Source organism: Paenibacillus sp. MY03, from assembly GCF_002165585.1.
Classification (GTDB): Bacteria; Bacillota; Bacilli; order Paenibacillales; family Paenibacillaceae; genus Pristimantibacillus; species Pristimantibacillus agaridevorans.
Genome location: NZ_MXQD01000041.1, coordinates 16,407 through 38,258, shown reverse-complemented (window position 1 = coordinate 38,258; position 21,852 = coordinate 16,407). Strand labels below are relative to the sequence as shown.

The window sequence follows — 21,852 nt, the reverse complement described above, 5'->3', positions numbered from 1 at the left end:
CACAATGAATCGACAGCCTCTGGATGTCCGTTAGCGTCTTTTATGTCCATTAGGTGGTTAGTGTCAGAACGTTTTCGATTGGTTTGTTGAATCACCTTTAGGTGATTTTGTTCATGATTGCACGGTTGAATTGGCGTCAAAATAAGGGGCGACTTGCATTCTTCCTCCACGTGAAGCAAAATAGACTAGGATGCAACCTGCCCTGATCTCGAGAGGGTTGGGTAAATGGACGACAATAAAAGAGCAATTCGCGACATGGTAGTAGCGCTTAACGAGATTCCCGGCATTGGTTGGCATGCGATTAAAAACGCGATTGATCATAAGCTCTGGACGAAGGATCGAACGAAACCGGAAGCATGGATGGCGGCAGGTTTTCGCGACGACCGAGCCGAGAAGGCAGCGAATTTATTTCGCCAGCCCATCTGGAACTCGGGAGACGATAAAAGTTGGATGAGAGCTGAATCCGTTAAAGCCGGAAATGGTATGGATCGTTTGCTAACGCCATTTGATTCAGGTTATCCTTTCGAATTGAAGCATATTGCGCAGCCGCCTTGGGTGTTGTATGCTAAGGGACGGTCGGAATTGCTAGAACGGCCTTCAGTTGCCATTGTCGGAACGCGAATGCCGACTGCATATGGCAGGCATACGGCCGATAAGCTTGCTCAGGAGCTCTCAGAGGCAGGTATTACGGTTGTTAGCGGGTTGGCTAGAGGAATAGACAGCAGAGCGCATGAAGCGGCTCTAAGGGGCAATGGAAGCACGATTGCCGTATTGCCGACTCCGATCGATACTTGTTATCCGCCGCAAAATTTATCGCTTTTCCGAAATATCGGGGAACAGGGATTGCTGGTATCGGAGACGCTCCTCGGAACGAAGCTCCATCCCGGCCAATTTCATCAGCGCAATCGAATCATTGCAGGCTTGGCTTGCGCGACGATCGTCGTAGAAGGGGCGCGGCGAAGCGGATCGCTAATAACCGCCAAGTTCGCGTTAGACTGGAATCGGGAAATTTTTGCCGTGCCCGGTCCCATTAATTCGCCTAAGAGCGAAGGTCCCAACGTACTGATTCGTGAGGAGAGAGCTCGGATTATAACGGGAATCGATGATATTTTTGACCAATTGTTGTGGCTGCGAGATGCTGCAAAACCTTGGGGCAAGCAAGGCGGACAGACAGTTGGAAGCAAGGAGAAAGACGAGAGACCGCAGTTGCCGGAGGAGGCCAAGCTGCTTGCTCTGCTAAGGGATCGGCCGTTGTCGATTGACGAACTGCACGGGCTGACTGCTATTCCGTTTGGACATTTGAACTCACTTCTGCTAAATTTATGTATAAAACGAACAATTGAGCTTCAGCCTGGTTCCATATATAGAATATTGTAACTTGTCGCAAAGAGAGGAGGCACCTCGCGTGGCTGATTCATTAGTTATTGTAGAATCCCCTGCCAAAGCAAAGACGATCGGCAAATATTTGGGGAGCAAGTTTATTGTGAAAGCCTCCATGGGCCATATTCGCGATCTGCCCAAGAGCCAGATCGGTGTCGAGGTCGAGAACGATTTCAGTCCCAAATACATTACGATTCGTGGCAAAGGCAGCGTGCTCAAGGAATTGAAGGACGCCAGCAAAAAAGTAAAAAATGTCTATCTGGCGGCTGACCCCGATCGCGAAGGTGAGGCAATCGCTTGGCATCTGGCTCATTACTTGGAGCTTAACGAAGGCGACACCTGCAGGGTCGTCTTTAATGAGATAACGAAACAGGCGGTTAAGGACGCGTTCAAGCAACCACGCAAAATCAATATGGATCTTGTTAACGCCCAGCAAGCTCGCCGGATTCTGGACCGGCTTGTCGGCTACAAGATCAGCCCATTGTTATGGAAGAAGGTCAAGAAGGGATTGTCCGCAGGCCGCGTGCAATCCGTAGCCGTCAAGCTAATCATTGACCGCGAAAACGAGATTGACGCTTTTGTGCCAGAAGAATACTGGTCGATTACAGCAAAGCTTAGGCAGAAAGACGTCACGTTGGAAGCAAAGTATTATTCCTTGGGCGGCGAAAAGCGCGAGCTAGGCAAAGAAGCCGATGTCCAAGAAGTACTGGCGGCCATGAAGGGCGAAGGCTTTACCGTTCAGGAAGTGAAAGAGAAGGAAAGGCTGCGCAACCCAGCGCCTCCGTTCATTACCAGCTCCCTCCAGCAAGAAGCAGCTCGAAAGATCGGATTCCGAGCGTCCAAGACGATGTCCGTTGCTCAGCAACTTTATGAAGGCGTAGAGCTTGGCAAGGAAGGAACGGTCGGTCTCATTACTTACATGAGAACGGACTCCACTCGAATCTCCCCTGTAGCACAGGAGGAGGCGAAGATTTATATCACCGAGAAATACGGTCCCGACTATATGCCGGATCAGCCACGTATCTATACGAGGAAAAACAGCAATGCCCAGGATGCGCACGAAGCGATCCGTCCGACCTCGATCTATCGAGATCCGGAATCCATGAAGCCTTTCCTTACGAGGGATCAACTGCGGTTATACAAGCTGGTCTGGGAAAGGTTCGCATCCAGCCAGATGTCGTCCGCCGTATTGGATACGATGACTGTAGACCTTAGTGTAGGGGATGTCGTGTTCCGGGCTACCGGTTCCAAGATCAAGTTCCCGGGTTTTATGAAGGTGTATGTAGAAGGCAACGACGACGGTACGGAAGAGGAGCATAAATTCCTGCCGCCGCTGGCGGTCGGCGATCAATTGGTGACCGAAGCCGTTGAGCCTAAGCAGCACTTTACGCAGCCGCCACCCCGCTATACGGAGGCAAGGCTGGTAAAGACGCTAGAGGAACTCGGTATCGGACGTCCAAGTACGTATGCGCCGACATTGGAGACGATCCAGAAGCGCGGATACGTAGCCATCGAAGAGAAAAAATTCGTTCCAACGGAGCTTGGCGAGCTCGTCAGCCAGTTAATGGAGGAGTTTTTTCCTGAAATTCTGGATGCAGAGTTCACCGCGAACATGGAAGGCAATCTCGACCACGTAGAAGAGGGCACGGAGGACTGGGTCAAAGTACTTGCGAACTTCTATGAATCGTTCGAGAAGCGGCTGGAAGTCGCGGAAGACGAGATGAAGGAGATCGAAATCCAGGATGAGGTGTCGGACGAAATCTGCGAGAAATGCGGCAAGCACCTCGTCTACAAGATGGGGCGGTTCGGCAAGTTCCTCGCTTGCTCCGGATTCCCTGACTGCCGCAATACGAAGCCGATCATCAAGGATATCGGTGTAGCATGTCCCAAGTGCGGGGAAGGCAAAATTATCGAAAGACGCAGCAAGAAGGGCAGAATCTTTTACGGCTGCGATCAATATCCCGGGTGCGATTACGTGTCCTGGGATAAGCCGACGGGCAAGCCGTGCCCGAATTGCGACTCCATGCTAGTGGAGAAGAGGAGCAAAGCAGGCGTGAAGCTTCAGTGTCCGACCTGCAGCCATACAGAAGAAGTTCCGGACGACGACCAGGAAGAACAAGCATAGAGGATACGACATTGAGAACACCCAGCGTCCTCCCTTCATAGGGAGGATGATGTTTAGCCATACCGTGCCAATTAACGTCAGAAATTTCAAAAAGTTTTACCGAAAGGATTGGAATTAACCATGTCCCAGAAAGTTACCGTTATAGGAGCAGGTCTAGCCGGCAGCGAAGCCGCCTGGCAAATCGCTTCGCAAGGCGTACCCGTTACGCTGTACGAGATGCGCCCGGTCAGACAAACGCCGGCCCATCATACAAACCAATTTGCAGAGCTGGTATGCAGCAACAGCTTGCGGGCAAATGGCCTGTCTAACGCCGTCGGCGTTCTCAAGGAAGAGATGCGCCGTTTGGACTCTCTGATCCTGATCAGTGCCGATCGCAATGCCGTCCCGGCAGGCGGAGCGCTAGCAGTCGATCGCGATGGTTTTTCGGGCGAAGTAACGAGCAGGCTTCGCGAGCATCCGCTCATCGAAGTGCTAAACGAAGAAGTGACCGAAATCCCTCAGGACGGCATCACGGTCATTGCAACGGGCCCTCTGACGGCACCCGACCTGTCCAAACAAATACAAGGCTTGTTGGGCGAGGAATACTTTTACTTCTACGATGCTGCGGCGCCGATCATCGAGAAGGATTCCATCGACATGAGCAAGGTATATCTGGCTTCTCGCTATGACAAGGGTGAGGCGGCTTATTTGAATTGCCCTATGACGGAAGAAGAGTTCGAAATATTCTATGAAGCGCTTGTTAATGCCGAGACTGCCGAGCTGAAGGAATTCGAGAAGGAAATTTATTTTGAAGGCTGCATGCCGATCGAAATCATGATGAGACGCGGCAAGCAGACGGCCTTGTTTGGACCCATGAAGCCAGTCGGACTGATGAACCCTCATACGGGCAAGCTTCCTCATGCCGTCATTCAGCTGCGGCAAGACAATGCGGCAGGGACTCTCTACAACATGGTTGGTTTCCAAACCCATCTGAAGTGGGGCGAGCAGAAGCGGGTCTTCCAACTGATTCCGGGATTGGAGAATGCCGAGTTTGTCCGTTACGGGGTCATGCACCGGAATACGTTCATCAACTCTCCCAAGCTGCTGAAGCCGACGTACCAGACGCAGACGCGTGACTCGTTGTTTTTCGCCGGACAGATGACCGGAGTAGAAGGATACGTCGAATCGGCGGCTTCGGGCCTGATCGCGGGTATTAACGCTGGAAGACTGGCCCGCGGTCTGGAGCCGCTTGTTTTGCCGGATCACACGACATTAGGCAGCATGGCTCAATATATTACGACGGCGGACTTCAAGCACTTCCAGCCGATGAATGCGAATTTTGGGCTGTTCCCGCCGCTCGAGACGCGTATACGGAACAAAAAGGACAAAAACGAAGCGATCGCTAATCGGGCGCTTGACGCCATCGATGCTTTTAAATTGCAACATTTGACTCATCCTGCCGTACAGTAGACTATAACTCCGCGACGGGAAGTCATCTGCTCAGCATGTCGTGCTGTTCGCGTGATTGTCGTCATAGAGTAGATTAGACGAACTTTTTTCGGAACATTAATATACGGAACGGAGGCGCATGGATGGAAATGCAATTTCACGCAACGACGATCTGCGCAATTCGCCATGACGGCAAGGGAGCTATTGCGGGCGATGGCCAGGTGACGTTCGGCAACAGCATGGTGATGAAAAATACGGCCAAAAAAGTTCGGCGTTTATACCGCGGACAGGTCGTTGCAGGTTTCGCGGGATCGGTAGCGGATGCTATCACGTTGTTCGAGAAGTTTGAGGCGAAGCTGGAGGAGCATCACGGCAATCTGCAGCGCGCGGCTGTCGAGATGGCGAAGGATTGGCGTTCGGATCGTGTGTTGCGCAAGCTGGAAGCCATGATGCTTGTCATGGATAAATCCGGTCTGCTGCTCATCTCCGGCAACGGCGAAATTATTGAGCCGGATGACGGAATCCTTGCGATTGGCTCCGGGGGCACCTTCGCGTTGTCGGCAGCCAGAGCGCTTAAACGCCATGCACCTGGGCTCGAAGCCAAGGAGATGGCAAGATCCGCGCTGGAAATTGCCGCCGAGATATGCGTTTACACAAATAATAATATTATAGTTGAAGAGATTGGATAGGATATCGTGTTCAAAAAGTTCGGTTACTTCGTGATGGGAAGCGGACTTTTTGAAAAAACCTTATAGAAGATGCGGGAGGCGAGAAGGATGGGGAATGATGCTTGGACGCCGCGCCAGATCGTGGCGGAGCTTGATAAGTACATCGTAGGCCAGAAGGAAGCCAAACGATCCGTTGCTGTTGCGCTGCGCAACAGATACCGTAGAAGCCGTCTCGATGAAGCGCTTAGAGACGAAATCGTGCCCAAAAACATTCTAATGATCGGTCCAACGGGGGTCGGCAAAACAGAAATCGCCCGCCGGCTTGCCAAGCTTGTCAAGGCTCCGTTCGTAAAGCTGGAAGCGACCAAATTTACGGAAGTCGGGTATGTTGGCCGCGACGTCGAATCCATGGTTCGCGATCTTGTGGAGACGGCTATTCGAATGGTGAAAGCGGAGCGGACCGAGCAAGTGAGAGATAAAGCCGAGAAACAAGCCAACGAACGAATCGTTCAGTTGCTCGCGCCAAGCGCGGCGAAAGTCAAGACGAACAAAAATCCGTTCGAAATGCTTTTTGGCGGCAATCAGGAAGAGAAGGAAGAAGAGAAGGATAAGGAGCAGGACGGCGAATTGCAATTGAAACGTTCGCAGATCCGCGTGCAGCTTGCAGAGGGCAAGCTCGAGAACGAAGTGATCGAGATCGAAGTCGAAGACACGACGCCGAATATGATGGATATGCTGGCCGGAGGGCAAGGTCCGGAGGGCATGGGCATGAACATGTCGGAGTTGTTCGGACAACTGATGCCCAAGAAGCCGAAGAAACGCAAGCTCCCTGTAAAGGAGGCGCGTAAAGCGCTCACGCAGGAGGAAGCGAACAAATTGATCGATATGGACGATGTCGTGACGGAATCCGTCATCAGGGCGGAGCAGAGCGGCATCATCTTTATCGACGAAATTGACAAGATCGCAAGTCCGTCAAGAGGCTCAGGACCCGATGTTTCCCGTGAAGGCGTGCAACGGGATATTTTGCCTATCGTGGAAGGCTCGACGGTTATGACGAAGTATGGTCCCGTGAAGACGGATTATGTATTGTTTATCGCTGCAGGCGCGTTCCATATCGCGAAGCCCTCTGATCTTATTCCCGAGCTGCAAGGACGTTTCCCGATTCGGGTAGAGCTGACTTCGCTTAGTCTGGACGATTTTATCAGTATTTTGACAGAACCCAAAAATGCGCTAACGAAGCAGTATACCGCGCTGCTCGCTACCGAAGGCATCGAAGTGGAATTTTCGCCGGATGCGATTCGCGAACTGGCATCTATTGCTGCTGACGTCAATCGCAATATGGAGAATATAGGTGCCCGCCGACTTCATACGATTCTGGAGAAGCTGCTTGAAGATCTTAGCTTCGAGGCGCCTGAGCTGTCGCTTGACAAGATGACGATCACGCCGGAATACGTACGCGAGAAGCTTGGCGGCATCGCGAAGGATCGAGATTTAAGCCAATATATTTTGTAGTTGTTACAGTTCTGGGAGGCACATGGGATAATGAGCTTATTAAACAAAACAAGAACACTGAACCGGCTGCTCCAACGAGCAGCCGGCAAGGCGCTAAGCTTTAGGGAAATGGCGGAAGTGTTATGTTCGACCGTCCAAAGCAATGTATTCGTCGTCAGCCGCAAAGGCAAAATTTTAGGCTGCGCAGCCGTTGACGTATATGATCACGATTATATCCGTTCCTTATCGGCGGACGAGCTCCGGTTCAGCTCGGAGAGCAACCTCCGTTTCCTTGACACGGCAGAGTCTCTTACAAATGTTGAACTGTATCCCGGAATAATGGAAACGTTCTCCAAATTAACTAGTCATGAAGTCATGACAGTCGTTCCAATTACGGGAGGAGGGGACCGACTAGGTACGTTGATACTGACTCGTCAGGCCGGAGCCTTCGATGATGACGATCTGGTGCTTGCCGAGTATGGTTCCACGATAGTCGGAATGGAGATCCTGCGGGAACGAGCGGACGAGATCGAGCAGGAAGTCAGAAGCCGTGCGGTTGTTGCTGTAGCCGTCGGATCGCTCTCGTTCAGCGAACTGGAAGCGGTAGAGCATATTTTCGAGGAGCTGGACGGGAAGGAAGGCTTGCTTGTCGCTTCCAAAATTGCCGATCGTGTCGGCATAACCAGATCGGTTATCGTCAACGCTCTGCGCAAGCTCGAAAGCGCAGGGGTTATCGAAACCAGGTCCTTGGGAATGAAAGGAACTTACATCCGAATCCTGAACCACCAACTTTTGCAAGAATTGAAAAAGATCAAATCGTAGTCCTAGTTCCAAAAGTACACGTAAGTCCTATCTTTCATCAAAGATAGGGCTTTTTTCTCATTGTAATAATTTAGGAAATTGAAGAAGATATTCGTGGTAGCAAAAAACGACACGAACGTCTCATTTTTTTAATATTTATTTGTCGAATGAAGAAGGAATGAGAGGCATGTTGTTGAATAGGTAAGTTATGATTTTCATAGCGAAAGTGGTGAAACGAAAAGTGAAATTGTTGAATGGTGCGGCATTTGGACGCATGGAAGCGGCTTTGTACACCGCTGAAGCTAGACAACGAGTCATATCGAATAACATTGCAAATGCAGAAACGCCACACTTCAAACGTTCCGAGATGCTGTTCGAAGAGCTGCTGGAGCAATCGATGGGGGATTCGGTCAGCAGTCTTGCCGGAAAAACAACGGATGCCAGACATATCCCGATCGGAACGAATTCTTCAAATCTTCCTGCATCGCAAGTGATAATCGATAATTCGACATCCATGAACAACAACCAGAATAATGTCGACGTGGATCGCGAAATGTCGCTGCTCGCCAAAAATCAACTACGCTATAACTTCTATATCCAACAAATTAACCACGATTTGAAAATGTTGAGAACAGGAATCGACGGGAGGGCATAGAAAGTGAAACTATCTAACGGATTCGATATTAGCGCATCCGCCTTAACCGCACAACGCATGAGAATGGACGTTATCTCTTCTAACATCGCCAATGCCGAAGTAACCAGGGGAAGCTACGTAAATGGGAAGTTCGAACCTTACAAGCGAAAGCTGGTCGTGCTGGAGCCGACGCAACAATCGTTTTCGTCCCTCCTAGCGGGGCAGATGGGCGGAAAAGAAAATGTGTCCGGTGTCCGGGTATCGCGTATTCAGGAAGATCAAACACCGAACAAGCTTGTATATAATCCTTCGCACCCAGATGCGGACGAGCAAGGGTACGTACATATGCCTAACGTCGATGTTGCTAAAGAAATGGTCGATATGATTTCCGCATCGCGCGCTTATGAGGCTAACGTAACAGCTATTAATGCGACTAAAGCCATGTTCGTCAAGGCGCTGGAGATCGGAAGAGCTTAGAGCTAACAACAACAGGGAGGGAAATTCATGATACAATCGATGCAGCTAGGGCCTATTGCACCATCCCAAGCCATCGCTGGAGCGAAACCCGTTAAAGAAGCTACGCCTGCTGAATTAACGCAGTCCTTTGGACAATATCTGCAAACTGCTCTGGAGAGCGTAAGCAATCAAGAAAAACAAGTGCATGCGTTGAATGACCAGTTCCTCGCCGGCAAGGTGGATGTGACACAGGTGCTAATTGCCTCGGAGCAAGCGCAACTCGGTTTGCAATTGACCTCACAGGTCCGCAACAAAGTGGTAGAAGCTTACCAGGAAATGATGCGGATGCAACTTTAATCCTGCAATATGATCAGCATAGTATTGGGTGAGGTGACAACGTGAACGAGAGAATCGCCCACTATCGCGGCAGGCTCAGTGGTTTCTGGGGCCAGATGGGCAAAAGACAAAAAATATGGTTGGGGGCGTCGATAGGAGGATTGCTGTTAACGGTCATTCTGTTAACGATAGTGTTCACCAGGACGGAATACGAGCTCGCGTTTCAAAATATGGACGCAACTGATGCCGCAGCCGTTATGAATTATTTGGACGGAAACGGCATTCCATACGAGCTCAGCAGCAATGGCAGCAGCATTTCGGTACCGAGCGCGGTTGCATCCCGAGTTAAAGTCGATGTAGGATCGCAAGGATTGGTTCAAAACGGATCTATCGGTTTCGAAGTGTTCAGCAATAGCGCATCTCAATTCGGCAAGACGCAGAACGAATTCGATGTCATCTACCAAACGGCTCTGAACGGCGAGGTGCAGAAGCTCCTCAACGGACTTCAAGGCGTGGAGAGCTCCAAGGTGCTCATCAATCGGCCAGAGGAAAGTGTCTTCTTGACGGCGGCCGACGAACCGCAGGCAACTGCCGCGATCGTCATGAAATTTACGTCGGGCTACCGTCCATCGCAGAAGGAAATTGATGGTTACTACAATCTCGTGAAATCCACCGTATCCGATCTCGCGATCGAAGATATTACGATTTCGAGTCCGCAAGGCGAATTGATCTCCTCGGTTGTCGGGGGAGCAGGCACAGGCAGCGCAGATGCGGTAGATATGCAGTTTCAGATTCAAAACAAATACGAAACAAGTCTCAAAAAAGAAATTCAGCAGTTCTTAGGACCTATCGTTGGCTCCGACAACCTCGTAGTCAGCGTCGCCAGCTCCATGAACTTCGATAAACGCAGGACGGAAGAGAATCTCGTTCGACCGCTGGCTGACAACGACAACAACGGGATCAAGGTGAGCGAACAAATTGACAACTCCAGTTCAACAGGATCATCGACTCCCGCTGGCGGAGTAGCCGGTACGGGCGAGACGGACATCCCGGGATATGAAGCAGGCTCGCAAGGGGCAAACTCCTCGGAAACCAATTCGCAAGTTACGAATTACGATTACGACCGCATCAAAAACAACATTGAATCGGGACCTTACGTTCTGGAGGACTTATCAATTAGTATCGGCATTGAAGCTGCACAATTAGAGGACGAAAATGCAAGGACAGACATTACCAATTATTTGACTACAGTCGTTCGCGGTCAACTTGCAGGTTCGGGTCAAGATGTTAATGATGACGTATTAATGGGTAAAAAGGTTTCATTAATCGCACGAACTTTTGCGGAGAACCCATCTGCAGCGTCGAAAGCCGGTTTATCGACAGGTTGGGCAATTGGACTGGGTGCAGCCGCGCTCGCGCTTATCGGCGGACTCGTCTTCCTGTTAAACCGCAGACGCAAGCAAGCGGAGATTGAAGAAGTCGAAATGGCTCCTGTGTCGACGAAAGTGGAATATCCGACGCTTGATCTGGACAGTGTCAACAACGACAGTCAAGCTCGCAAAAATCTTGAAACACTCGCCAAACGCAAGCCTGACGAATTCGTCAATCTTCTTCGCACCTGGCTTGTAGACGAATAGAGGTGCCATAAATGTCCAAAAACATGATGCAAGGCTTATCCGGACGCCAGAAAGCAGCCATCTTGCTCATTACGCTCGGACCTGAAGTATCGGCGCAAATATTCAAGCATTTGCGAGAGGACGAGATTGAGCAGCTTACGTTGGAAATCGCCAATGTGCGCAAAGTAGACAGCGGTGATCGCGAGACGATTCTAAGCGAGTTTCACCAAATATGTCTGGCGCAAGAGTACATCTCGCAGGGCGGGATCTCTTATGCCAAAGAAATTCTCGAAAAGGCGCTCGGAGAAGCGAAGGCGCAGGACGTTATCAATCGTCTGACAGCTACTTTGCAAGTGAGACCATTCGATTTCGCAAGGAAGGCGGAACCGGCACAAATTCTCAACTTTATTCAAAACGAGAATTCGCAAACGATCGCGCTCGTCTTGTCCTACCTGCAATCGGAGCAATCGTCCCAAATTTTATCGTCGCTCCCGCAGGACAAACAAGCGGATGTCGCACGAAGAATCGCGTTGATGGACAGTACTTCGCCTGAGGTTATCTCGCAAGTAGAACGCGTGCTTGAGCAGAAGTTATCTGCTACGGTAACGCAGGACTACACGAATGCCGGCGGCATTGATTCCATCGTGCAGATTCTTAACGGAGTCGACCGGGGAACGGAACGCACCATCCTCGACGCGTTGGAGATTCAGGATCCGGAGCTGGCCGAAGAAATCAAAAAACGGATGTTCGTATTCGAAGACATCGTCAATATCGACAATCGTTCCATTCAGCGTATCATTCGCGATATCGAGAACGCGGATCTGCAGCTGGCCCTCAAAGTGGCGAGCGAAGAGGTGCGCGAGGCCATCTTCCGCAACATGTCCAAGCGGATGGCCGAATCGTTCAAGGAAGAGATGGAATTTATGGGGCCTGTCCGGCTGCGTGATGTTGAAGAAGCCCAGACTCGAATCGTCGCTACGATTCGCAGGTTAGAAGAGTCGGGTGAAATTATTATCGCGCGCGGCGGAGGAGATGATATCATTGTCTAATTTGATCAAATCCTCCAGCGTTATTTCATTGGAGCAGCTCAAACGACTTCAGTGGTCCAATCCATATGCGGCTGCGGCTGTCGATCCCGCTCAGCAGGGAGAAACAGATTCCTGGCAGCCGGATCAAGAGACGATAGCATTGAGGGACCAAATCTTGTCCGATGCCGAATCGTTTGCAGAAGAAAGGCTTCGCGAAACATCGCAGGAATGCGAACGGATGCTGGGCGAAGCGGAGCAACAGATCGACGTTTGGTGGCTTCAGAAACGATCCGAGGACGAGGCCGCATTCGAAGCGTCCCGGGCGGAAGGCTACGAGCTAGGGTTCGGCGAGGGATCCGCGGAGGCTGTTAAGCAGTTGCAGCAGAGCTGGGAATCCCGGTTGTCGGAAGCGGCCGAAGTGTTAAAAAGCGCTTACTCCATGCGCGAACAGATTATACAGGAAGCCGAGCCGTTTCTAGTCGAGCTCAGCGTGGCCATAGCCGAGAAGATTATTGGCCAACAGTTGGCTTCGGCTCCAGATATGGCAGTCGACTTAATTCGAAAGTCGCTCTCCCGCAGAAGAGAGCAAGGCGTCATCACGCTCTGCGTCGCACCTTCCCAGCTGGCTTTCGTTCAGGCATCAAGGGAAGAGCTGCATACCGCGATCGATTCGCAGGCCGAGCTTCATATCCTGCCGGATTCGACGGTTAAGGACAATGGCTGCGTCATACGCTCTGCTTACGGCAGCATAGATGCGAGAATCGATACCCAGTTATCCGAGATCAAGCGCGAGCTGTTCCAGCTGGCTCACCAGAGCGGCGAAGAACGGAGTGAACCAAATGACTGGGAGTAGATCGCTTGATATCCACAAATATTTAGAGCATCTAAGACCGCTTGATCCTGTCCGCGTCAACGGCAAAGTGACTCAAGTCATCGGATTGACGGTGGAGTCGGAAGGTCCGGATGCGAGTATCGGCGACTTGTGTTATATCTATCCGTCCAAATCGGCCAAGCCGCTTAAGGCAGAGGTCGTTGGCTTCAGAAATAACAAGGTCATTCTGATGCCGCTTGGCGATCTTCATGCCATAAGCCCAGGCTGCGATGTTGTCGGAACGGGCAAACCGCTCACGGTTCAAGTTGGTTCGGAGCTGCTGGGGAAAGTGCTTGACGGATTAGGCAATCCGCTCGACGGAAGTTTCCTGCCAAGCCGTATGCAGCATTATTCCACTCACAACGAGCCAAGCAATCCGTTAAACCGTCCGCGCGTGACGGAGCCGCTCAGCATTGGTGTCAGAGCCATCGATGGTTTGCTTACCGTAGGTCAAGGACAACGCGTCGGTATATTCGCTGGTTCGGGCGTAGGCAAAAGCACATTGCTTGGCATGATTGCCCGAAATACCTCGGCCGATGTCAATGTAATCGCCCTTATCGGCGAACGCGGCAGGGAAGTGCTGGAGTTCATCGAAAAGGATCTCGGACCCGAAGGTCTCGCGCGATCTGTCGTCATTGTGGCAACATCCGATCAACCTGCTCTCATCCGAATGAAAGGCGCTTTGATTGCTACGACTATCGCCGAATATTTCCGTGACCGCGGATTAAACGTCATGCTGATGATGGACTCCGTAACCCGTTACGCCATGGCGCTGCGCGAAGTTGGTCTTGCCATTGGCGAGCCGCCTGCAACAAGAGGGTATACGCCATCTGTTTTTGCAGCGCTTCCCAAGCTTCTGGAACGCGCGGGTACGGGACCAAGCGGCTCCATTACGGCGTTTTATACCGTCCTCGTGGACGGCGATGACATGAACGAACCTATCGCGGACGCGGTAAGGGGCATTCTGGACGGTCATATCGTATTAAGTCGGCATTTGGCCCACAAGGGACATTTTCCCGCGATCGACGTTCTTGCCTCTGTCAGCCGCGTCATGAAGGAAATCGTGACGGAGCAGCAACAGGATGCCGCGAACGAACTGAAAAGACTTCTTGCTATCTATAGAGATTCGGAAGACCTGATCAATATTGGGGCGTATCAAGTCGGATCCAACAAAGAAATTGATAAAGCTATCGAAGCAATAGAAACGATTCATGCATTCGCTAAGCAGAAAACGACCGAGAAGGTAACTCTCGGCGAAGCGCAATCGCAATTGATAGAGCATTTTGACAGGAGCTGAACGCTGAAGTGGCAACCTTCCATTATTCGTTCCAAAAAGTAGTCGACCTGAAGACCAGCCAGAAGACTCAGGCCGAATGGCTGTTGTCTGACGCGCTGAGCGCATTGTCCGTGCAGGAGATGTCGCTTCGCGAATTGGTGCTGGCGAAAGAGGAATGGGAAGAGAAGTTACAACGATCCGCGCAGCAGGTCATGCCGTTATCCGAAGTACGGATCATCGGAGAATACCTTGAACACTTGCAGACTTGCATCGACAAAAAACGTTTGGACGTGCTGCAAGCCGAACGGGTTGTTGAGCACAGCCGGTCGCGACTCGCGGACAAGGTAAAGGATGAGAAGGTGTGGCTTAAGGCGAAGGATCATGCCTGGGATCGATTCCGTCATGCTCTGCAATTGAAGGAGCAGAACGAGCTGGATGAAATGGCCACCGTCCGATTCATGATGCCAACCCCATAAGAACATGCGTTTGCGCCGGCAGAGGGAGTGAGTGGAATTGGCGGAAACAGGTACAGAAAAACAAAGCTATAACGGATTTGAACGATTTATGTTTCTGATGATACCGATCTTGTTCGTCGTGGTATTGCTAGGCGTATTATTTGCGATATTCGATGTGGAATTCCGCAATAAGGCTCTGCAGGTCGGCAATTCCGTGCCGATATTGCGCGAGGTGTTGCCGGAGCCCAAGATATCAGAAAACTCGATGGACGATGATGCCATCCGCAACAAGAAGATGAGCGAGAAGATCGAGGAGCTGGAAACGGAGCTTGCCGCAGTGAAGGCGGAGCTGGCGGCCGCTAACGCGACGGCCTCGAACCAGGAGGAAGCCGTAAAAGGTCTCGAAGACGAAAATGCGCAGCTCAAGCAGCTGACCGAACAGGAGCTGCTGGAAGCTGAGCAGTATACCGCCAAGATAGAAGAACTTGCGAGTATGTTCTCGAAGATGACCCCTAGCAAAGCAGCCCCGATCGTACAAAACATGAATATTGACGAAATCGTGTTGTTGTTCGCATCCATGCGTTCGGATGATCGCGTGAAAATTATGGAGAAGATGGATCCAAGGATTGCGGCGGAAGCTACGGTTAAATTGAAGGATAACGTTGAAGTAAAGGATCTCCAAATCGCCGCTTTGCAAGCAAGAGTGAACGAGCAGGCAGGCGAAAAAGAAACAACGGTTTCCTCCACGCTTAATCAAGAACAGCTGAGCGCAACCTTCGAAACGATGGATGCAAAAAGCGCCGGTGAAATGCTTCTGAAAATGAAGGACATCAGCCCAAGCAAAGTGATTCGTATCCTCAACTCAGTAAGCGATACGGCAAGATCAGGCATTTTAAGCGAAATGTCGAAAAAGGATGAAGCGGCCACCGCTACGATCGTGACAAAGCTGTTGCCAGGCACATAGGCGGTATGGATGGACGAGGATCGGAAAGGAGGTGAAAATACAATGGAAATGATGATTAACAGCGCTGTAGCAGCTTCAGTTCAGACAACAGCCGCCGTATCGCAAGGTGCATCTAAAGGACAGGCTGGAAACACGGCCGCCGGTTTTCAACAAACGTTGGTTCATCACATCGCTGGACAATCCGGGGGAGAAGAGGTTGCGGATCAACAATCTTCACTTGTGTCGGCAATAGCCGGACTGTCAGCTCTTGCAGGAGCCGAGAGCGAATTGCCGACGCCGACGCTGGAGGAGCTGATGGCCGCTATCGACGGATTGATCGACAGCCTGGGCGAGAACGCGCAAGACGACGAGACGCTGTCCGAGCAAGACTTGATTGAGCTGACTGGCGCAATGGAAAGCTTAAACGCCTTGCTCGCGCTCTTAGGCGCTCCGATTGTACGACTGCAGCCGCAAGCCGAGCTGCAAGCGGGGTTGGCGGAAGAAACGATCAGCAATCGGGAAGCGGCGTTAAACGTGAAGAGCAGTCTGCAGGACGCTTTGCTTGGACTGCAAACGAAATTGCAGCAAGGACCTCTTAAACAAGTGCAGGGTCAGGATCCGCTTGCCTTCGTCGGAGAGCAGCTGCGAGTTATCGCCTCCAAGCTCGAAGGTGCTAAAACGAAGCCTTTAGAGCAAGCCTTAACCAGCGAGACGCCCGAGTGGCTGGTCACTCAGCAGTCCGGTTCTAATGAAGCGCTTGTCCACCTTCAGCGAATGAGCCGTCAAACCGCGCATCCTGCATACATACAAGCAATCGCGGAACAAAAAGCCTTGTTTACCGAGACTTTGGTTCAAGCGGAAGTCGGAGCAAGCTCATCGGAATCGGCACAGCCCGTTCAGCTTCCGTTCGTGGGGCCTGATAACGTTCGGGAATTTGCATCGCTGCTAACCAAGTCCGCAGCACCGACGTCGTTCGTGCTCGCCGATGACTTCGCAGAAACGATGGAAGGCCTCATCGTGCAGAAGTTCGATATCCGGGCATTAAACGGTGTTACCGAAGCAAAGCTTATGCTGTTCCCGGAGCATCTTGGACAAGTCGACGTTAAGATTTCCATGCAGAACGGTCTGTTGACCGCGCTGTTCCAAGCCGATAATGCAATGGCCAAGGATATGCTCGAGAATCAGATGGCTCAGCTGCGAGCTGCGTTGCAGGCGCAAGGTCTTAACGTGGAGAAGCTGGAAGTCACTCAAAGCAGCTCCGCAGCTCAACTCTCCAATCAGCACTTCGGCAATGGCCAAAATGGCAGCGGTCAATCCGGTGACCGTCAAGGTTTCCGCGAAGACGAGCGCGTGAGGGACAATGCTTTTGAGACGGAGATGGTGGAGCAAGCCGCTATACAGGGGTTAGGCTTTGGCAGATCGATTAACGAAAAGGCATAAATACAATACTTCGTTTACGAGTTTGCAATCTAATCTATGTTTGGAAGGATGGAGGTGAGGAAATTGTCAGATGCTGTGTCCACCCGAACGGTATGGCCCAACTACGATAAATCCAACGTGCAGGCTGCGGCGAACAAGAAGTCGACCGACACACTTGGCAAAGATCAGTTCTTGTCCATTCTCGTTACGCAATTAAGAAATCAGGATCCAATGCAGCCTATGCAAGATAAAGAGTTTATTGCGCAGATGGCGCAATTTACTTCCGTCGAGCAGCTGATGAACATGGCGGGAGAGCTCGCGTTAATGCGTCAGAGCATCGGCTCCGCTTCGAGCCTGATCGGCAAACATATAGAATGGTACGAATACAACGAACAAGGCAACGTCATCTCGATGACGGGACAAGTGGATTCCATTTTGTCCAGGGATGGCCTATTGTATGCCAAGTCTGGCGATAAAGAGGTAGCGCTGGATTATGTCGTTGCGATCTCGGATACGGAGATTGAGGCCAAGGACCCTGTGGAAGAGGATGGCGCAGGGGAGGAAACGCCATGAGCGATAGGATAAAAATCGGTCATCTGTTTCCGATCAAAACGACGCCTATTCAGCTTGAGAAGGCGGATAAAACCCATACCCATCAACAGGGAAAACCCGTATCTACGGAATTCCGCGATTTGCTGGAATCCAAAGTATTAAAGTTCAGTCACCATGCCGAGACGAGAATGGAGCAAAGAGGCATTAAGCTGCAGCCCGATTCTTTGACTCAAATCATGCAGGCCGTGGACGATGCCGCATCCAAAGGCGCCAAGGATTCTTTGATCGTCTACCGCGATATCGCCATGATCGTAAACGTTCCGAGCCGTACAGTTGTAACGGCGCTGGACGGCAATCAAATGAAAAGCAACGTATTTACACAAATCGACAGCGCGATCATTTTGAACTAAGGTTGGACCTTTTTGAGGAAGCCTGGTCGTGGACCGATTGAAGCGACTGAGGGAGCAATGATCGACATTATTTGAACCAATGGAGGAATAGAGCCATGTTAAGATCGATGTATTCCGGCGTGTCCGGCATGAGAGGGTTCCAAACGAAGCTCGACGTTATCGGCAATAACATTGCAAACGTAAATACGGTAGGCTTCAAAGCGGGCCGTGTCATGTTCCAGGACATTCTTAGCCAGACGGTAGCCGGAGTTACCGCGCCGGAAGAAGGAGAGCGTGGCGGTGTTAATGCCAGACAGATCGGACTTGGCGTATCGATCGGGTCGATTGATACGATACACACGGCTGGCAGCGCCATGACGACGAATCAACCGAATGACCTTCGTATCGACGGGGATGGATTCTTTGTAGTATCGGCCGGTGCTGATGGCGAAATGTTGTTGACGCGCGCAGGCAATTTCACTCTTGACTCGGCCAGGCAGCTGGTTACGTCCGACGGCATGTTCGTTCTGGATAGCGGCGGTGCTCCTATCGTGCTTGATGAAGAAGTTACGGCTTATTCTATCAGCCAAGACGGTATGATCATCGGCGTGACGGTTGACGGTCAAGTGGAGGTGGCTCAGCTCGGGATCGCCAAGGTCGTCAATCCAAGCGGCCTCGAGAAGCTTGGAGGCAACTTGTACCGGATGACGGTAAATGCCAATCCGGACGGCGAATTCGAGCTGTTGACTGCGAATGACGCAGAGACCGGCACGGGCGCCATTATTTCCGGTCAGCTGGAGATGTCCAACGTCGATCTGACGGCGGAATTTACAGAGATGATCGTTGCGCAGCGCGGATTCCAGGCGAACTCCAGAATTATTACGACTTCTGACGAAATTTTGCAAGAAGTCGTTAACTTGAAACGTTAAACTTTAGAATAATAGCAAGCTAATTCGGGAGGCCGTTCCTAGCGGTCTCCTCCTACATAGCAAGGGGGTAGCTGATGATTACCGTAACGCGATTGAATGGAACCAAAGTTGTTATTAATGCGCTTCTCATTGAATTGATTGAAGAGGCTGCTGATACCGTGATCACGCTCACGACAGGCAAGAAGCTGGTGGTGAAGGAAAAGTCTTCCGAGCTGCTGCTTCTGAATCAGCAGTTTCTTCAAACAATCGGCCTCGTCGCGGCGGCCCAAAAGAGTGATCAAACGGAGGGTCCTACGTCATGAAAAAAATGTTGCCTTGGTTAATAACGATCTTGTTATCTATTACGCTTATCGCCATTGTATCCATCATTTTGTTCCGTTCGCTGTTTAACGATCCAGCCAGTACAGCAGCGAACAAGGAGCCGGTCGAAATCGAAAAGCTATCGGCCGATAAGCGTGTCGAGGTGACAGCCGAACTCAATGATTTTCGCCGCAATCTGAAAGATCAAGAGAAAGTTGTGATTATCAGCTTTGCGTTCCAGCTCGACGCGAAAAAGACGAAAGAGGATTTTGACAAGCTGCTCGAAATTGAAATCAAGCCTATGATCAGCCGCACTCTCGCCGATACAACCGCAGAAGAATTAAATGGGTCGCAGGGAGAAGACGCGCTTGAATCTAAGCTTCTTAACTTGATTAATCCTGCCCTGCCGAAAGGCAAGCTGATTAAAGTCGAAATTACGGATTTCATTATTACAGAACTATAACTTATAGGCGATTTCCTCGAAGGAGGTGAGAGAATTGGTTGATGTATTATCGCAGAACGAGATCGACGCCCTGCTAGCTGCGCTGTCTTCCGGCGAGATGGACGCGGAGGATTTGAAGAAGGAAGAGGTTACGCGAAAAGTCAGCGTGTACGATTTCAAACGGGCCGTGCGGTTCTCGAAGGACCATATCCGGAGCTTGACTCGCATTCACGAAAACTTCGCGCGATATTTGACAACCTATTTCTCGGCGCAGCTTCGTACCTTTGTCCAGATCAACGTCGTGGACGTGGAGCAATTGCCTTATGACGAGTTTATTCGTTCCATTCCGAAGATGACGATTCTCAATATTTTCGAAGCGGAACCGCTCGAAGGGCGAATGGTGCTGGAGGTCCATCCGAACGTTGCTTATGCGATGTTGGACCGCATGCTGGGCGGACAGGGTATCGCTCCATCCAAAATAAACAATTTAACCGAGATTGAAACAACCGTCATGGAACGAATTTTCGCGAGAACGTTCGAAAGCCTGCAAGAGGCCTGGAAGACGATTATCGATATTTCGCCCAGGCTGGAGGCGTTGGAGACCAATCCGCAATTTATGCAGATCGTATCCCCTAACGAAACGATCGCTCTTATATCGTTCAGTACGAAGATCGGCGATACAACCGGCATGATCAACTTATGTATCCCGCATGTCGTGTTAGAACCGATTATGGCAAGACTTTCTGTGCATCATTGGTTTGTTTCTCAGAAAAAAGAACGGATTCCGGAAGAAGTGGAAATTCTGGAGCAGCGCTTGAACAAAGCGAAGCTTCCCATCATCGCCGAGCTAGGCGAATCGTCAATTACGATACAGGAGTTCTTGTCGCTGGGCGTTGGCGATGTGCTGTCCCTTAATAAATCGGTTGAGGATGGTCTTCGAATTAAGGTAGGGGACAAGCTGAAGTTTATTGGAAGTCCAGGCTCGGTCAAAGATCGGTTAGCCGTTCAGATTGACGAAATTGTAAGCGAAGGAGCGGATGAATTACATGATGAGTAAAGATTATTTATCACAAGAGGAAATCGACGCCCTACTTCGTCAGTCCTCTAATGAACCTGAAGAGATTGCGCTTCCTTCCAATGAAGTTCAATTATCGGACTTCTTGTCATCTTTGGAGCAGGATGCGCTTGGCGAGATCGGCAACATTACTTTCGGGAGCGCGGCAACGGCGTTGTCGACGCTGCTGGGTAAAAAAGTAGAAATTACGACACCTCAAGTTACGTTGGTCAGACGCGAGGAACTGGGCGATATTTTCCCGAAACCCCATGTAGCGGTCAGCGTGCAATATGTGGACGGATTCGAAGGAATCAACTCCCTGGTCATTCGCACGAAGGATGCTCAAGTCATTGCGGATTTGATGTTAGGCGGAGAAGGACTTGTCGAAGCCGGTGAATTAAACGAAATTCATATCAGTGCCGTTCAGGAAGCGATGAATCAGATGATGGGCTCTTCGGCAACCTCCATGTCGACCATCTTTAACCGTTTTGTTAATATTTCTCCGCCTGGCATCGACATCCTTGATGTCAATCGGGGTGACGGAATGGGACATCTGCCTCCGGTGGACGTGTTTATTAAAATCTCTTTCCACTTGACGATTGGCGATCTCATCGATTCGACAATCATGCAGCTTCTGCCCGTATCCTTCGCCAAACAAATGGTGTCGACGCTTATGGGGGATTCCGAGCTGCCGGAGCCTGCAGCTTCCGAACCAGCCAAAGCAACGGCGGAAGCAGAGCAGCAAGCAGCCATTCAGCAATCAGCTGCTGCAGCATCGATGATGGCGCCACCAATTCAGCCTCCGATGCAGGCCGCGCCGCCTATGCAGAATGCTGGAGGGTATGGGATTCCCGCAGCAGGTTACGACAACCAAACGGGTTATCCGGGACCTTCGGCCCATCCGCAAGGGCTTAATCGCAACGTCAATGTTCAGCCCGTTCAGTTTGCGAACTTTAACAATGCGTCTTTTGTACCACAAGACAACACAAATCTAAATTTATTGCTCGACATACCGCTGAAGGTCACTGTAGAATTAGGTAGAACCCAGAAGCAAATTAAGGATATTCTAGAACTGTCCCAAGGCTCCATTATCGAGTTGGACAAGCTAGCCGGCGAACCGGTCGACATTCTCGTCAACAACAAACTAATCGCAAAAGGCGAGGTTGTTGTCATCGACGAGAACTTCGGCGTGCGTGTCACGGACATCGTCAGCCAATGGGACCGTATTCAAAAATTACAATAACATCCTAGGAGGAAAT

Annotated in this window: 23 protein-coding genes; all 23 read left to right on the top strand. The window is 50.9% G+C overall.

The window, feature by feature from the left end:
* Nucleotides 1–225 precede the first annotated feature (225 nt).
* A complete protein-coding gene (dprA, locus tag B1748_RS26615) occupies nt 226–1,377 on the top strand; it encodes a DNA-processing protein DprA (protein ID WP_087570986.1) in 1,152 nt (383 codons plus the stop codon).
* Nucleotides 1,378–1,405: 28 nt separating this feature from the next.
* Entirely contained in the window at nt 1,406–3,505 is a 2,100-nt protein-coding gene (gene topA, locus B1748_RS26610; RefSeq protein WP_087570985.1) for a type I DNA topoisomerase, read from the top strand.
* Nucleotides 3,506–3,625: 120 nt separating this feature from the next.
* A complete protein-coding gene (gene trmFO / locus B1748_RS26605; protein ID WP_087570984.1) occupies nt 3,626–4,954 on the top strand; it encodes an FADH(2)-oxidizing methylenetetrahydrofolate--tRNA-(uracil(54)-C(5))-methyltransferase TrmFO in 1,329 nt (442 codons plus the stop codon).
* Between the two features lie 122 nt (nt 4,955–5,076).
* Complete coding sequence (gene hslV, locus B1748_RS26600; protein ID WP_087570983.1) at nt 5,077–5,622, top strand: ATP-dependent protease subunit HslV; 546 nt, start codon at nt 5,077–5,079, stop codon at nt 5,620–5,622.
* Between the two features lie 87 nt (nt 5,623–5,709).
* Complete coding sequence (gene hslU / locus B1748_RS26595; RefSeq protein WP_087570982.1) at nt 5,710–7,113, top strand: ATP-dependent protease ATPase subunit HslU; 1,404 nt, start codon at nt 5,710–5,712, stop codon at nt 7,111–7,113.
* A gap of 30 nt (nt 7,114–7,143) precedes the next feature.
* The gene (codY, locus tag B1748_RS26590; protein ID WP_087570981.1) at nt 7,144–7,914 is read left to right on the top strand and encodes a GTP-sensing pleiotropic transcriptional regulator CodY; all 771 of its coding nucleotides are present in this window, start codon (nt 7,144–7,146) and stop codon (nt 7,912–7,914) included.
* A 220-nt stretch (nt 7,915–8,134) separates the two neighbouring features.
* On the top strand, nt 8,135–8,548 hold the full coding sequence (gene flgB, locus B1748_RS26585; RefSeq protein ID WP_087570987.1) for a flagellar basal body rod protein FlgB: 414 nt from the start codon (nt 8,135–8,137) through the stop codon (nt 8,546–8,548).
* Between the two features lie 3 nt (nt 8,549–8,551).
* Nucleotides 8,552–9,004, top strand: coding sequence for a flagellar basal body rod protein FlgC (flgC, locus tag B1748_RS26580; RefSeq protein WP_087570980.1), 453 nt, complete (start codon nt 8,552–8,554; stop codon nt 9,002–9,004).
* A gap of 27 nt (nt 9,005–9,031) precedes the next feature.
* The gene (gene fliE, locus B1748_RS26575; RefSeq protein ID WP_087570979.1) at nt 9,032–9,340 is read left to right on the top strand and encodes a flagellar hook-basal body complex protein FliE; all 309 of its coding nucleotides are present in this window, start codon (nt 9,032–9,034) and stop codon (nt 9,338–9,340) included.
* Nucleotides 9,341–9,381: 41 nt separating this feature from the next.
* Entirely contained in the window at nt 9,382–10,956 is a 1,575-nt protein-coding gene (gene fliF, locus B1748_RS26570; RefSeq protein ID WP_087570978.1) for a flagellar basal-body MS-ring/collar protein FliF, read from the top strand.
* Nucleotides 10,957–10,967: 11 nt separating this feature from the next.
* Entirely contained in the window at nt 10,968–11,984 is a 1,017-nt protein-coding gene (fliG, locus tag B1748_RS26565) for a flagellar motor switch protein FliG (RefSeq protein WP_087570977.1), read from the top strand.
* Complete coding sequence (locus B1748_RS26560; RefSeq protein WP_087570976.1) at nt 11,977–12,816, top strand: FliH/SctL family protein; 840 nt, start codon at nt 11,977–11,979, stop codon at nt 12,814–12,816. The genes fliG and B1748_RS26560 overlap by 8 nt, the downstream gene beginning before the upstream one ends.
* Nucleotides 12,803–14,131: a flagellar protein export ATPase FliI gene (gene fliI / locus B1748_RS26555; RefSeq protein WP_087570975.1), complete on the top strand. Its 1,329-nt coding sequence runs from the start codon at nt 12,803–12,805 to the stop codon at nt 14,129–14,131. Before B1748_RS26560 ends, fliI begins: the two co-directional genes overlap by 14 nt.
* 8 nt (nt 14,132–14,139) lie before the next feature.
* On the top strand, nt 14,140–14,586 hold the full coding sequence (gene fliJ, locus B1748_RS26550) for a flagellar export protein FliJ (RefSeq protein ID WP_087570974.1): 447 nt from the start codon (nt 14,140–14,142) through the stop codon (nt 14,584–14,586).
* A gap of 37 nt (nt 14,587–14,623) precedes the next feature.
* Nucleotides 14,624–15,529: a MotE family protein gene (locus tag B1748_RS26545; protein WP_087570973.1), complete on the top strand. Its 906-nt coding sequence runs from the start codon at nt 14,624–14,626 to the stop codon at nt 15,527–15,529.
* 42 nt (nt 15,530–15,571) lie between these two features.
* Nucleotides 15,572–16,948 (top strand): flagellar hook-length control protein FliK, encoded by a 1,377-nt coding sequence (locus B1748_RS26540; RefSeq protein WP_179215839.1) that lies wholly within the window; start codon nt 15,572–15,574, stop codon nt 16,946–16,948.
* 54 nt (nt 16,949–17,002) lie between these two features.
* Nucleotides 17,003–17,500 (top strand): flagellar hook capping FlgD N-terminal domain-containing protein, encoded by a 498-nt coding sequence (locus B1748_RS26535; protein ID WP_373271307.1) that lies wholly within the window; start codon nt 17,003–17,005, stop codon nt 17,498–17,500.
* The gene (locus B1748_RS26530) at nt 17,497–17,889 is read left to right on the top strand and encodes a TIGR02530 family flagellar biosynthesis protein (RefSeq protein ID WP_087570970.1); all 393 of its coding nucleotides are present in this window, start codon (nt 17,497–17,499) and stop codon (nt 17,887–17,889) included. Before B1748_RS26535 ends, B1748_RS26530 begins: the two co-directional genes overlap by 4 nt.
* A 95-nt stretch (nt 17,890–17,984) precedes the next feature.
* A complete protein-coding gene (flgG, locus tag B1748_RS26525; RefSeq protein WP_087570969.1) occupies nt 17,985–18,797 on the top strand; it encodes a flagellar basal body rod protein FlgG in 813 nt (270 codons plus the stop codon).
* A gap of 74 nt (nt 18,798–18,871) precedes the next feature.
* Complete coding sequence (locus tag B1748_RS26520) at nt 18,872–19,099, top strand: flagellar FlbD family protein (RefSeq protein ID WP_087570968.1); 228 nt, start codon at nt 18,872–18,874, stop codon at nt 19,097–19,099.
* Nucleotides 19,096–19,560, top strand: a complete 465-nt coding sequence (locus B1748_RS26515) for a flagellar basal body-associated FliL family protein (RefSeq protein ID WP_087570967.1) — start codon at nt 19,096–19,098, stop codon at nt 19,558–19,560. The genes B1748_RS26520 and B1748_RS26515 overlap by 4 nt, the downstream gene beginning before the upstream one ends.
* A 34-nt stretch (nt 19,561–19,594) precedes the next feature.
* Complete coding sequence (gene fliM, locus B1748_RS26510) at nt 19,595–20,596, top strand: flagellar motor switch protein FliM (protein WP_087570966.1); 1,002 nt, start codon at nt 19,595–19,597, stop codon at nt 20,594–20,596.
* Nucleotides 20,586–21,836 (top strand): flagellar motor switch phosphatase FliY, encoded by a 1,251-nt coding sequence (gene fliY, locus B1748_RS26505; protein WP_087570965.1) that lies wholly within the window; start codon nt 20,586–20,588, stop codon nt 21,834–21,836. Before fliM ends, fliY begins: the two co-directional genes overlap by 11 nt.
* Nucleotides 21,837–21,852 lie beyond the last annotated feature (16 nt).